Source organism: Mycobacterium neglectum (assembly GCF_002591975.1).
Taxonomy (GTDB): Bacteria; Actinomycetota; Actinomycetes; order Mycobacteriales; family Mycobacteriaceae; genus Mycobacterium; species Mycobacterium neglectum.
In genome coordinates this window covers 13396-25985 of the sequence record NZ_NVQE01000047.1, presented here as the reverse complement: position 1 = coordinate 25985, position 12590 = coordinate 13396, and the positions used below count along the sequence as shown (strand labels likewise).

Annotated in this window: 13 protein-coding genes and 1 pseudogene; 9 read left to right on the top strand and 5 right to left on the bottom strand. The window is 64.7% G+C overall.

Features of this window, described 5'->3' with window-relative positions; translation table 11 throughout:
- Positions 1 to 31: 31 nt before the first annotated feature.
- The 8 genes and pseudogenes from CSQ99_RS25920 to CSQ99_RS25885 all read left to right on the top strand — a co-directional run bounded on the left by CSQ99_RS25920 (position 32) and on the right by CSQ99_RS25885 (position 7332).
- Positions 32 to 821, top strand: a pseudogene (locus CSQ99_RS25920) (polysaccharide deacetylase family protein).
- A gap of 577 nt (positions 822 to 1398) precedes the next feature.
- The gene (gene lpqS, locus CSQ99_RS31985) at positions 1399 to 1842 is read left to right on the top strand and encodes a putative copper homeostasis (lipo)protein LpqS (protein WP_099041868.1); all 444 of its coding nucleotides are present in this window, start codon (positions 1399 to 1401) and stop codon (positions 1840 to 1842) included.
- A 111-nt stretch (positions 1843 to 1953) separates the two neighbouring features.
- Entirely contained in the window at positions 1954 to 3063 is a 1110-nt protein-coding gene (locus tag CSQ99_RS25910; protein ID WP_099041867.1) for a PLP-dependent cysteine synthase family protein, read from the top strand.
- The gene (locus CSQ99_RS25905; RefSeq protein ID WP_176561225.1) at positions 3063 to 4322 is read left to right on the top strand and encodes an MFS transporter; all 1260 of its coding nucleotides are present in this window, start codon (positions 3063 to 3065) and stop codon (positions 4320 to 4322) included. Before CSQ99_RS25910 ends, CSQ99_RS25905 begins: the two co-directional genes overlap by 1 nt.
- A gap of 427 nt (positions 4323 to 4749) precedes the next feature.
- Positions 4750 to 5046 (top strand): hypothetical protein, encoded by a 297-nt coding sequence (locus CSQ99_RS25900; protein WP_245909099.1) that lies wholly within the window; start codon positions 4750 to 4752, stop codon positions 5044 to 5046.
- Between the two features lie 128 nt (positions 5047 to 5174).
- Complete coding sequence (locus tag CSQ99_RS25895; protein WP_099041865.1) at positions 5175 to 5426, top strand: hypothetical protein; 252 nt, start codon at positions 5175 to 5177, stop codon at positions 5424 to 5426.
- Positions 5427 to 6078: 652 nt separating this feature from the next.
- Entirely contained in the window at positions 6079 to 6537 is a 459-nt protein-coding gene (locus CSQ99_RS25890) for a rhodanese-like domain-containing protein (protein WP_218014617.1), read from the top strand.
- A gap of 387 nt (positions 6538 to 6924) precedes the next feature.
- Positions 6925 to 7332 (top strand): four-helix bundle copper-binding protein, encoded by a 408-nt coding sequence (locus CSQ99_RS25885; protein WP_099041887.1) that lies wholly within the window; start codon positions 6925 to 6927, stop codon positions 7330 to 7332.
- A gap of 18 nt (positions 7333 to 7350) precedes the next feature.
- Here the strand turns inward: CSQ99_RS25885 and CSQ99_RS25880 are convergent, their stop codons facing one another.
- The 3 genes from CSQ99_RS25880 to CSQ99_RS25870 form a co-directional block, all read right to left on the bottom strand.
- Positions 7351 to 7677, bottom strand: a complete 327-nt coding sequence (locus CSQ99_RS25880) for a metal-sensitive transcriptional regulator (RefSeq protein ID WP_099041886.1) — start codon at positions 7675 to 7677, stop codon at positions 7351 to 7353.
- A 185-nt stretch (positions 7678 to 7862) separates the two neighbouring features.
- Positions 7863 to 8102 carry a hypothetical protein gene (locus CSQ99_RS25875; protein ID WP_099041864.1) on the bottom strand — a complete coding sequence of 80 codons (240 nt, stop codon included), beginning with the start codon at positions 8100 to 8102 and terminating at the stop codon, positions 7863 to 7865.
- A gap of 123 nt (positions 8103 to 8225) precedes the next feature.
- Entirely contained in the window at positions 8226 to 8435 is a 210-nt protein-coding gene (locus CSQ99_RS25870; RefSeq protein ID WP_099041863.1) for a heavy-metal-associated domain-containing protein, read from the bottom strand.
- 555 nt (positions 8436 to 8990) lie between these two features.
- On the opposite strand from CSQ99_RS25870, the gene CSQ99_RS25865 reads away from it, so the two are divergent.
- Positions 8991 to 9563 carry a DUF1942 domain-containing protein gene (locus CSQ99_RS25865; protein WP_176561222.1) on the top strand — a complete coding sequence of 191 codons (573 nt, stop codon included), beginning with the start codon at positions 8991 to 8993 and terminating at the stop codon, positions 9561 to 9563.
- A gap of 121 nt (positions 9564 to 9684) precedes the next feature.
- Here the strand turns inward: CSQ99_RS25865 and CSQ99_RS25860 are convergent, their stop codons facing one another.
- Complete coding sequence (locus CSQ99_RS25860; protein WP_099041884.1) at positions 9685 to 11076, bottom strand: NADH-quinone oxidoreductase subunit N; 1392 nt, start codon at positions 11074 to 11076, stop codon at positions 9685 to 9687.
- Between the two features lie 21 nt (positions 11077 to 11097).
- Positions 11098 to 12588, bottom strand: coding sequence for a complex I subunit 4 family protein (locus CSQ99_RS25855; RefSeq protein WP_099041862.1), 1491 nt, complete (start codon positions 12586 to 12588; stop codon positions 11098 to 11100).
- Between the last annotated feature and the right edge of the window lie 2 nt (positions 12589 to 12590).

The following is a 12590-nucleotide window of genomic DNA, read 5'->3' as shown; positions in this document are numbered from 1 at the left end:
GCAGCTGAGCGTCTTGGCCGCCGCGGTCGTCATGGTGGGCGGTTTCGTCGTGGCCGGCGCGCGCGGGCAACGCGGACCGGGCGCCGATGAGGTGGATTGCTCAAAATACAAGTGTGTCGCGTTGACGTTCGATGACGGACCGACCCATTTACTGACCGGCTGCTAAAGGTCCTGGCCGACAAAGGCGCCAAGGCGACTTTCTTCCTGATCGGCAACAAGGTCGCCACTGACCCCTGACGCGGCACGGCGCATCGCCGACGCCGGCATGGAGGTCGCCAGCCACACCTGGGAGCACCCCAACATGACGACCATTCCGGCCGCCGATATCCCCAGCCAATTGCGCAAAGCCACCGGGGCAATCGCGGCCGCAACCGGTCGTGCCCCGAACCTGTACCGCCCGGCCGGCGGGCTGACCAACGACGCCGTTCGCGCCGAGGCAGGCAAGCAAGGTCTCGCTGAAATCCTTTGGGATATTATTCCTTTCGACTGGATCAACGACGCTGATCTGGTAGCCACGACCTTCATGCTCAGGACCCAGATCAAACCCGGCTCGGCGGTACTGTTGCACGACACCTATTCCAGCACCGTGGACTTGGTGTACCAGTTTCTTCCGGTGCTGATCGCTAACGGCGATCACATGGTGACCGTGAGCCACCTTCTCGGCGACCGCGCACCCGGCAGCAGCTACGGCGGCCAACGCGATTGTTGACATCCCGACGGCCCGGATTCCTGCGCTGCCCGACACCCCGTCGCCCAAGCCGGCGCCCAACCTGCCCATCACTGACATTCCCAACCAGAATCCAGGCGGTCCACCGGCCTAGCGCAACGAACCTCCATGGGGTTCAGCCATCGGCGGCCGCCACGCACGGTGATCGGCTCACCCGGGTCATTGGCGCCGACGTGGGCGCTTACCAATGCGGCATCGATGGGCCAAAGTTAGCTGGCCACTCGGTGTGCGGCGGCGGTCGACGTTTCGGGCCGGCAGATCTCCGCATCTCGGTGATCTTCCGTTGCCGACTTTGCGTGGCGATACAGCGTCTAGAACACCGTGTAGACGGCTTTCGTCGACCCGCCGCTGCGTACCCCGGGCGTGTTGCCAGTGTGATTGCTGGGGCCACTGTGTTGCCAGTCAAAGTACACCATCGAACGACCTGGGGTCGGTCACCGCCTGTCTGCTCGCGGCGGTGAGGAAGAACACATATCTACGTACCAGGACAGTAGGGGACCTGCGGATACGGTTCCGAGCTGACATCGACGGCCTCGGACTTGTGAAATCATTTGTCCCACTGAGACAGTCATGAAGATCACATAATCCGTTGGTTCCACCGATTTGTGGGCATCGCAACCTCGAATCGCGACTGCGTAACGAGACGGACTCGACTTGGGGACCTACGGAGGATGGCAGTACAAGCTGCTACAGTGGGCGACATTGTGAGATACAAAGACGCCCTTACTGGAAAGCGATCACGGTCAGCGCTAGCGCTGACGGTCGTTTTCTGGATCCTGCTTATCGGCAGTGAAGCGGCGTTGCCGTGGTCGGAACCTCCGGATAATCACGGGCCTCACACGCTCGCGACCACGATGGCCGATGAGCTTGCTGTCGTCATGGATCACCCACATCTTCAACGAGCGATGGCCACGCCGCCGGATACCTTCGCGGCCGCCGTGCTGCCACGAGTAACCACTGTACTGGTGGCACTCGGGGTGGCCGTTGCCGTCGTGGCGGCCTGGCTGTACGGCGGCCACGCGGTCTGGGCAACCGGGCGCGGCCCGCCGCGTGCGCTGGCCGCGCCCACATCGGGCCGCCAGTTGCTGGCCCGGTTCTGCATCTCGCGGCGCTGATCAGGCAGCCCCAGACCGACCGTGCCCAGGCACATACAGCCGGTCGCTACCCGCTGCCCATTGTCAGTTGCTGCGCACAAGTCGCGGCTCCGATGCAGAAGCGACACTCATATGAAAAATGTTCTGTCTATTCATTCCACCGATGTTCACTTCTCGCGCCACCGCGGGCTGGGCCGAAACCACCGGCCGGGCACGATGGTGGGACACACCCCGGTGCTGCGGATATCGGAGCCCTTTAGCGATGACGAGCGCGGCTTTTGGGCCAAGCTGGAGGGTTTCAATCCCGGCGGGATGAAAGACCGCCCTGCCATGCACATGGTGGAGCGGGGCCGCGCCCGCGGGGACCTGCGACCTGGTGCGCGCATCGTGGAATCCACGAGCGGCACATTGGGTTTGGGTCTGGCCCTGGCCGGCACCGTTTACCGACACCCCGTGACCCTTGTCACCGACCCGGGCATGGAGCCGATCATGCACCGGATGCTGTCGGCCTACGGCGCACAAATCGATGTCGTGGCCGAGCCCCATCCGCAGGGCGGTTGGCAGCAGGCCCGCCGCGACCGGGTCGCTGAGCTGCTGGCCGCCCACCCACACTCCTGGTATCCAGACCAGTACAACAATCCAGACAACGTAGAGGCCTATCAGGGCCTGGCGCTCGAACTGGATGCCCAGCTCGGCGAAATCGACGTATTGGTGTGCTCGGTGGGCACCGGCGGTCACTCCGCCGGAGTAGCGCGAGTGCTGCGCCAGTTCAACCCGGATCTGCGGTTGATCGGGGTGGATACCGTCGGATCGACCATCTTCGGCCAGCCCGCGGCCACTCGCTTGATGCGCGGACTGGGATCGAGCATCTATCCGGGCAACGTGGACTACGACGCCTTCGATGAGGTGCACTGGGTAGCGCCAGCGGAGGCGGTGCGGGCATGCCGCACCCTGGCGGCAACCCACTACGCCACTGGCGGGTGGAGTGTTGGCGCAGTCGCGCTGGTCGCCGGCTGGGTCGCCCGCACCCACCCAGTCGATACCACGATCGCCGCCGTCTTCCCCGACGGCCCGCAGCGCTACTTCGACACCGTCTACAACGACGACTATTGCAGCCAACACGGCCTTCTCGGCGGGCAACCGCCCGAAGAGCCGGCCGTCATCGCCGATCCGACCGAACGGATCATCACCTCCTGGACACGGTGCCTCAACGTGGTCGATCCGGTGCGGAGTAAATGCTGATGGGTGCGGTCGGGCAATTCGCCAGCTTCGGCTGGCCCAGCAGAATGCTGATGATCAATCAGTTCGGCATCAACCTCGGGTTTTACATGTTGATGCCGTATCTGGCCGGTTACCTGGCCGGGCCGCTGGGCCTGGCGGCGTGGACGGTCGGCCTGGTCCTGGGCGTGCGCAACTTCTCCCAGCAAGGCATGTTCATCATCGGCGGTACCCTCGCTGATCGGCTCGGCTACAAGCCGCTCATCGTGGCCGGCTGTCTCTTGCGCACCGCCGGATTCGGGCTGCTGGCCTTCGCGGACTCGCTGCCCGCGGTGCTGATCGCCTCGGCGGCAACAGGTTTCGCAGGTGCGTTGTTCAACCCGGCGGTACGCGCCTACCTGGCGGCAGATTCCGGAGACCGCAGGGTCGAAGCCTTCGCGATGTTCAACGTGTTTTATCAGGCGGGCATTCTCACAGGCCCACTGGCAGGGCTGGCGCTGATGCTCATGGACTTTCGTATCGCGGCCGCCGTCGCCGCCGCGGTGTTCGCCGTCCTGACGGTGGCTCAGCTGTTCGCGTTGCCACAACACAGCGCCGACCCGCCCGCCAAGAAGACGGCCATTCTCGATGACTGGCGCGTTGTCGTGGCCAATCGATCATTCCTCTGGTTCGCCGCAGCGATGATCGGGTCCTATGTGCTGAGTTTCCAGGTCTATCTGGCTTTGCCGCTGCACGCTGCTGTGCTGGCGCCGCGTCACGAGACGCTGGTCGTTGCCGCGGTGTTCGTCGTCTCCGGGCTGGTTGCGGTGGGCGGACAGCTACGCATCACCCGATGGTTCGCGGCCCGGTGGGGGGCAGGACGATCCCTGATGATCGGCATGATCATCCTGGCGGTGTCCTTCTTGCCGCTGCTGGTGGTTCCCACCACCGGGCGCTTCGGCACCATCGCGGCCATCATCGCCTTGCTGGCGTCGGCGGCGCTGTTGGCCGTCGGATCTGCAGCGGTTTTCCCGTTCGAGATGGACACCGTGGTGTCCCTGGCCGGCAACCGCCTGGTGGCCACCCACTACGGGTTCTACAACACCATCGTGGGAGTCGGCATTCTGGCCGGCAACCTGGCCACCGGTGCGCTCTTGTCAGCCGCCCGCGATATCGGCGTGGACGAACTGCTCTGGGGCGGACTGGCATTGGTTGGTTTGGTGGCGGCCCTGGCCCTGCATCGACTTGATCGCAGCGGACACCTAGCACCCCAGCCAGCGCTAGCCACATCGGCGCGTCAATGATCCATCGCGCTCTGATTCCGGCGCTGCACCGGCGCGAACCCAACTTGAGAGATGGTGAACGGCCAAAGTTGTGCTCCTCGCTCGACGAGGCGACCGGGTAGCCGCACGCTTTGCGTCAAGGCCGACAACACAATCGAATAGAGCGTCACACGTAGCCACGGTGAACCAAAAGCCACGGCGGACCGCGCAGCGTTTGCTGAACGCGGCTCACGGCCGCGGCGCCGCCCTGCCCGAGCCGTTCATGCGCTTCGACGCTCCGATATCGAAAGACGTTGGAATGCCGGATATTTACCCGATATTGAATCGTAGCGGGTTTCGCTTGGCTTCCCGTTTCAAGCATTTATGCTAAAACCAGCTACTAATTAGCTACGTACTGAGCGCATCCATATATGTGCTTGAGGTGCGCGAAAGGAGATCGACCGTGAAGATGACCGCACTGGCGATTATTGCTCTTTCAGCCATCGCCCCACTCATGATTGCGGCGGCACAGCCAGCCGCCGCAGCGCCGGCCGGGCCCGGCTCGGTGCAGGACACAGTCAACAGACTGGAATCAAACGGGTACAAGGTGATCCTCAACAAGGTCGGGTCAGCGCCGTTGGATCAGTGCACGATCAGCGGGGTGCGCCCTGGACGCGACGTCACCGAGTTTCGCCGGAATCGGCGGGACCAAACTGTCGAGCGCATCTTGTACAAAACCGTCTACGTCGACGCGACCTGCCAATAATCCGACGGGCGGGTGGTCGTCGTCGTGCAACCACCCGCCACACGGCTCGGAGGTCTCACCAACGGCTCTGGGCGCAGAGGGTCTTCGTCTAGCACATGTCAAACATCGATGGAATTCGGAGAAAACTTGTGAGGCAGACGCTTTGGAATCGTGAACATCGCCGGTCCACCTATACCGCAGCCTATCGCCGCGAGCGCAGACGCCGCGTCACCGGCTGGCTGCTCGTTGTCGCCGGGTCAGCGATGGCGTGTGCGCACATCATCGCGCATCTGAGCCAGCTCAAAGTTGTTGGCCCGCAGGATGTGCTGCTGGGCTATCCCATGGCCGCGGCAATGATCTTGGCCGGATTCATCACTCTCGGGGTGACCGCCAAGGCCTGACGCCAAGAGCCGACCGATGCATCGGCCGACAAGGGTCCCCGGACAGCCCCCCGCAGGGGTTCAGGTTCCAGCCGCGCATACACGTGCCGGGCCTGATTTCAGTTGAGATACGGTCGATTCAATCGTCCATGACGTCCGGATGGCGCTGGCAGCCGATGCTCATGGGCAGCACTTGTGCTCGTTCTTCACAGAACGCCGAGGGCGGGAGTTAGCCCCAAGCGCACACATCAGCGCGCACTTGCCGACCGCACGAACAGCAGGGTGTCGTGCGACGCGAAGTAGCCCGGCCGTCTTGGGCTTCACCTCTGTGTTCATCCTGTCTCCTCCCGTGTGCCTATACCATACCCCCCAACCGTATCGCGACCAGCCTGCCGAGTACAGGCCGAAGGGGCGGCCGTTCGGGGGCGATTGTTTCCCCTGCGCGCAGACCCGCGCTCCCCGGCGGGGGCGGTGCCCACCGACGAGCGGCGCGACCGCCGCGCCGACATTGCGATCTGTGCGGTGATGCTTGCCGCCAACCTCGTGCTCGTCGCGGCCGCCCGGGTGGGCTGGATACAGCCCGGAGATCCTGCGCCGCTCAAGTTTTCTGGCCCCAGCGGGCTTCTCCGGCGGTGTTGTCAAGATCGGGCCACGACGCGATGATGGGAGAGTGATGCTGTTGCGCCTAGGTACCCGCGGCCACGTCGCCACCGCCGGCTGTGTGGTGGTGCTGATGATGGCTGGCTGCGGCTCGTCCGCCGACACGACTTCGTTGGTCACACCGCCGTCGGCAGTACCCACCGACACCGCGGCCCCTGAGCCGCATTCGGTGGGACCTCAGCAGTTCGGCGACGCTATCGCCGCACCCGATCGGGTCACGATCAACGTGCACGTGCCCTACGAGGGTGACATTGCCGGCACGGATCTCACGATTCCGTTCGACCAGATTGAGGCGCAGATCGATAAGTTGCCGATCCTACGCAGCACCCCACTGGCGGTCTATTGCCGTACCGGGCGGATGAGCCTCATCGCCGCCAGAACCCTTGCGGACCTGGGATATCAAGACGTGGTGGAGTTAGCCGGCGGAATGCAGGCGTGGCAGCAAAGTGGCCGCACCTTGATTTGGCGCTAGCTTAGCTAGCTAATCGCCTACGCACTCGTCGGCTCAGCCGCCCACTGTCTCGGGTTCAGGCCCAGTGCACCCGGTGGCCGCGGCGCATCATCCAACCGGCGCTGTCACTAGGTGGTCGGCTCAATCGGCGCAAATGCATGCACCACAGCGGATTTGCATTGAGATCGACCATCGTGTTCGTTTCGCGACGCCCGTCTGATCGCATGCCGGCGGTGACGTATCGCTGCGGTCTTCTCGATGCACCAATCTACGGGGTTAGACCATAGATGAGTGGGGTATGCGGCCTGACGACCGTGGCAGGTCTGTCCCGGTTAGCCACTGTGGGGCGGCCTGTTTCATACGCTCCTCGCAGCCACACCCGTACCTGTCATGGAGATGGAGGACCGTATGAGTACCGCAAGCAAAATGCTTGAAACCTATCCGCAAGACCTGGGCGGTATCGACCGCGCCGCGCTGGCGTCCTGTATCGAGGCGTGCCAGGACTGCGCGCAGGCGTGCACGGCCTGCGCCGACGCGTGCCTGAGCGAAGACTCGGTGCAGCAGCTCACCACCTGTGTGCGCACCAATCTGGACTGTGCTGATCTGTGTGAGACGACGGCCCGGGTGCTCTCGCGCCATACTGGCTACGACGCCAATCTGACCCGTGTAGTGCTGCAGGCGTGTGCGGCGGCGTGCCGCTCCTGCGGAGACGAGTGTGACCGCCACGCCGATCATCATGAGCACTGCCGGATCTGCGCGGAGGCCTGCAGGCGATGTGAACAGGCCTGCCAGGAGCTCCTGACGTCGCTGGGCTAACCCGCCGCCCGGCAGAACTCAGGATCGCACGAGCCGGTTGATGGCGTCGGTGGCCTCTTTGATCTTTGCGTCGGCGTCATCGCCACCGACGTGTGCGGCGTCGAGCACGCAGTGCTTGAGATGATCGTCAAGCAGACCAAGCGCCACCGCTTGCAGGGCCCGCGTCAGCGCGCTGACCTGGGTGAGGATGTCGATGCAGTACTGCTCGTCTTCGACCATCCGGTGCACTCCGCGCACCTGTCCTTCGATGCGCTTGAGCCGGTCGAGGTAGCGGTCCTTGTCCGTCATGTAGCCATGGCGCGGTGATGTGTCCGCGGGTTTGGGTTTTGTTGGTGATGTGGGCATCTTTTCCTCTCGGGGCGGCGGACCGGGGATTGACACCCGGACCGTGCGCTCGCGCGATGTGCGTGTCGCACCGAATTCCTGCACATTATGTAGTTGAAATCCATTGTCGCGCGAAATGCGGCGAGGGGTGGTGTTTGCTGCCGCGCGCCGCGCCGGGCCCACACCACCCACCGCCGGGTGAAGGGTTATGCAACAGCGAATTTCGCTGGGTCGGCGTCGAACTTGGGCACGCAGCCAGCGCAGCACAACCAGTAGGTGCGCCCGGCATACCGGCGGACCCATCCTCTGGCTTCAGCCTTGGCTTTGGCGACGAACCGTCCCGGCATCACGGGGCATTCCGCCGTGTCGATGCCCGGGCTGACCGGTGCGTGGTCGTGGTCGTGGTCGTGGCTGGTGGTGCCGGCGGCAGGGATGCGATCGGTCATGGTTGGTGTCCTTCGATTTCGGTGCTCAAACGTTCGTCAGTTGCTCGATCGAGGCGCGGCGTGTCGTGGCAGCGGTGTCGAACATCGGCCCCAGACAGCGCCGTCCACGGCGAGTCCGGGCGATCAGACGCGCACCGCGGTATAGCCGGCGTCGTCGACGGCGGCGAGCACAGCCGCATCGTCGATCGGCTCGGCGCTGGTGACGACAAGCCTGCCCGTGGCCGCGCTGACGTCGACCTGTTCGACACCGTCGATCTCGCCGACTTCCTCGCGGATGGACTTCTCGCAGTGCCCGCATGTCATGCCGGTGACCTGGTATTGGCTGGTGGCCATGGTGATTCCCTCTCTATCTGGGCACGATTACTGTCTGGGCCTTGGGCCGGAGTGCGATGAGCACCTGCCGGCGATCACTCGCGTACACACATGACATACTCCTTCGATACCGGGGTGGGGTATATGCCAGCATATACCCCCCGCGGGTATATCGCCAGTGCCCATCGTTGCATCTACCGGCAATGGGTAAGGGGCTGCTGCGGTCAGCGCGCCGAGGACGGGTCGAGGTTCCCTGGGCCGTTGCGGTCGGCTAGCCCCCACGATGCTCTACGGTGTCGATACGTAGATAAGATGGCCGGCAGTGTTCGACAGCGAACATCGAATACGGCCGGCTCTGCGGCGCAGGTGCCGTGAATCTCCAGTCGTCGACGGGGGTCGCTGTGTGCGATCCGCGGTGGTAGGTCGATGTTGAAGATTGCGATCGGGACTGAGATGACGGGGAAGCGGAGGCGCCAGCGACACATCGGAGATCTCCAACCGCGAGGACCTGCCGACCAGAGTGTCGGCTAGAGCTCATCTTTCGACCACGGTTCCAAATGCCTGAAAGGATTATTCGTGCGCAGATTGAAAGTGATCTTTATCTCCGCGGCAGCGATGCTGGTGGCGGTAGGCGTCGGTATGCCCACGGCAACCGCGGCCCCCGAAACCTGCCCCCATCGCTTCGGCGCACCTCAACAGCTGACAGAGGCAGGTGGTGCGGCGGTCCAGCAATGGTCGGTCACCGACCTGCGGGTCAGTTCCGACCCAGTGCCCGGCTACCCACTGGCGGGCCGACTCTGGGAGGCCACAGCCTCGGTGGAAGCGTTGACCGGGACCGTGACACCGATCATTCCCAACGTGTACGCGGTATCGCCTTCCGGTGAGCGCTATCAGGTGTTGTGGCAGGTGGCGAGTCCGAGCGCCATTTCGGGTGCCACCATCAACCAAGGGCAGACATCGACGGGCAAGGCGTACTTCGATGTGACCGGTGCCGATCCCATGGCGGTCATCTACGCCAACGGCGGGTCGATGCCGGCGATGATGTGGTGCTGCAACGGCAACATGATGATGCCCATGTCGATGCCGATGGCCGATTGTCCCTGCTGTGATGGGGCGCAGCAATGTCCCTGCTGCGCAGGGAACATGTAGCGCCGCGCAGAAATTGGGTCGCGGGCGAGCGTTTCACTGGCATCCACTAGCGTTCTGCACCGACGCGCGTTGCGTCGCTGTGCCGCAGCAAATCCCGAGAACCGGAGCTGAAAGATCCGTGTTAGGCGACCAGGTGCCAAACCGGCCCAGCGAGGACGCCCAGGATAAGACTGAGCGCGGCAGCCAAGACCGCGGCACGCGCGGGCCAATGCTGCACAGCCGATTGGTCGGCATCCCCGGTTTCGTCGGGGCGCCTGAACGCAGGGACGATCCAGCGCAGGTAGTAGAACAGGCTGACCAGCGTGTTGACGAACACGACGACGGCCAGCCACGCATATCGGCCATCCCAGGCCGCGGCGGCGGTGGTGACTTTGCCGATGAACACCGCGGTCGGCGGGGTGCCCACCAGACCGAGCAGGGACACCACCAACGCGCCGGCCAGCCACGGGTGGGTTCGGGCCAGGCCTCGGTAGGAATGGAGATCGCGGCGGCCCGGCAGGGCTGCGGTGACCGCGAACGCGGCGATGTTGGTGACGGTATAGCCGCCCAGGTAAAACAGCAGCGACGGAAGTGCCAACTCGCTGCTGTCGGCGACGGTGATCGGCACGAGAAGGTAGCCGACCTGGCTGACCGTAGACCATCCCAGCAGCCGGCGTGGATCGTTTTGCCAGTATGCGGCCAGGTTGCCCAATGTCATGCTGGCGACGGCGAATACGGCGATCAGCACGGGCCAGGCCAGGGTGTCGGGCAGCGCAGTGGTGAGGCGATACAGCGCCACCAGCGCGCCGATTTTGGGCACGGTGGTCAGAAACGTCGCCGCGGTGGCGTTGGCGCCTTCTGCAGCGTCGGGAACCCAGAAGTGCGCTGGCACCCCGCCGGCCTCGAACATCAGGCCCGCCAGCACACCGACCACTCCGGCGGCGACCGCCACCGCCGGAGCGCCGCCCAGTGTCATGGCGAGCTGCGGGTATCGGGTGGCGCCGGCGAGGCCGTAGAGAATCGTGGCACCCAGCATCAGCAGGATCCCAAACAACGCGCCCATGAGATAGGCCTTCATGGCGGCCTCTGCCGCGGCGGCCGACCGCGCCAACCCCACCAGCCCGTAGAGCGGGATGCTGGCCAGAAAGTATCCGGCCACGAGCAGCAACAGGTCCTCGGCCCCGGCCAGGACGAGAACCCCGGTGGCCGAAAACATCAGCAGCGCGTAGGTTTCGGCTTCCCGCGGCGATGCCCGCATCTCTGCGCCGGCCACCGCCCAGATCAACAACAATCCAGCCGCGCAGGCGATCCGGGCCACGCCCGTCGCGGTGTCGATCGAAAACGCGCCCTCGAAAGCCATTTCATCCGGCCCGACCATCTGCACCGCTGCGACACCGACAACACCGGCCTGCGCCGCGGCCGCCATGACGCCGACCCACCACTGCCGCTGCCGGCGCAGAAACGAGCCCGCGATCAGCGCCACCAGACCGGCGCCGAACATCATCATCTCCGGCGCCATGAGCAGCGGCCGCATTGCCGCGTCGGGATTCACCGCTTATCTCCCGACGAGGGCGACCAGCGCGGCGGCGGCAGGTTCGATCAGATCCAGCAACGGTCGAGGCACTAGACCGATGGCCACACTGAGCACAAGAAGCATTGACACCGAAGCGGTCTCAGGGACCCGCAGGTCGGTGAAGTCGACCGAATGCCCTCGTGTGGGACCGGTGAAGACGCGCTGCAGGGCGCGCAGAAACAGCGCGGCGGTAATCAGAATGCCGGGTAGAGCCAGCGCAGTGACCGGTGCGGCTGCGATGCTGCCGGCGAAGATCTGGAATTCGGCGATGAAACCGGAAAAGCCCGGCAATCCCAGTGAGGCGAACGCGCCGACGGCGAACAGCGCGGCCAGCTTGGGCGCCGGGCCGGCCAGGCCGCCGTAGGAGTCCATGTCATAGCTGCCCGCGCGGTCATAGAACACCCCGGCGAGCAGAAACAGGGCGGCTGTGATCAGGCCGTGGCTGACCATCTGGGTGACCGCACCGACCACCGCGACCTCTCGCGCGTCGGCGGTGCCGCTTGTGATGAGACCCGCAGCGCCGACGGCCACCACGATGTAGCCCATGTGGTTGACCGACGTGTAGGCGATCATGCGTTTGAGATCGGTTTGTGCCAGCGCGACCAGCGCCCCGTACAAGACCGATATGATGCCCACGGCGATGATCGCCCAGGCCCAATCGCGCCATGCCTGCGGCAGCATCGGCATCGCCACCCGCACGAATCCATAGGTGCCCATTTTCAGCAGCACCCCGGCCAGCACCGCCGACCCGACGGCCGGTGCGTCGGTGTGCGCCGGCGGTAGCCAGGTATGGAACGGGACCGTGGGTATCTTGACCGCCAGTCCGAGCAGGATTGCGGCCAGCACCAAGCCTCCCGCCAGCGGACTGCCGGCCAGCGGTGTGGTGGCCGCCAGCTCCACCATGTCGAAGGTGTGCGGGTCGGCGGCGATGTAGAGGCCGATGAAGCCCACGAGCAGAGCCAGCGATCCCAGGAACGTATAGAGGAAGAACTTCAGCGCCGAGCGCGCCGCGTCACCGTGGCCCCAGCCGGCGATGACGAAGTACATCGCCACGATCGACAGGTCAAAGAAGACGAAGAACAAGATGAGATCGGCCGCGACGAACAAACCGAGGCTGACGCTTTGCAGGAACAGAAACAACGCGGCCTGCAGCCGGGGACGGTCATCGTTGCGTAGCCCGTAGACGGCGCATGCCAGGAAGATCACCGCGGTCATCACCACCAGCGGCAGCGACAAGCCGTCGACGCCGACGTGGTAGCTGCTGTTGACGCCCGGAATCCAGGGCACCTGCTCCTCGAACGCCAGCGCGTTGACGGCCGGCGCGTCGTAGCGAGCCCACACCACCGCGATGAGCGCCACGTCGATCACGGTGACCGCCACCCACATCACGTTGGCGGCGCGTCCGCCAAGCCGGGGCGCGGCCAGCAGCGCCAGCGCGGCCGCCACCGGCAAGAACACGATCACACTGAGCACGC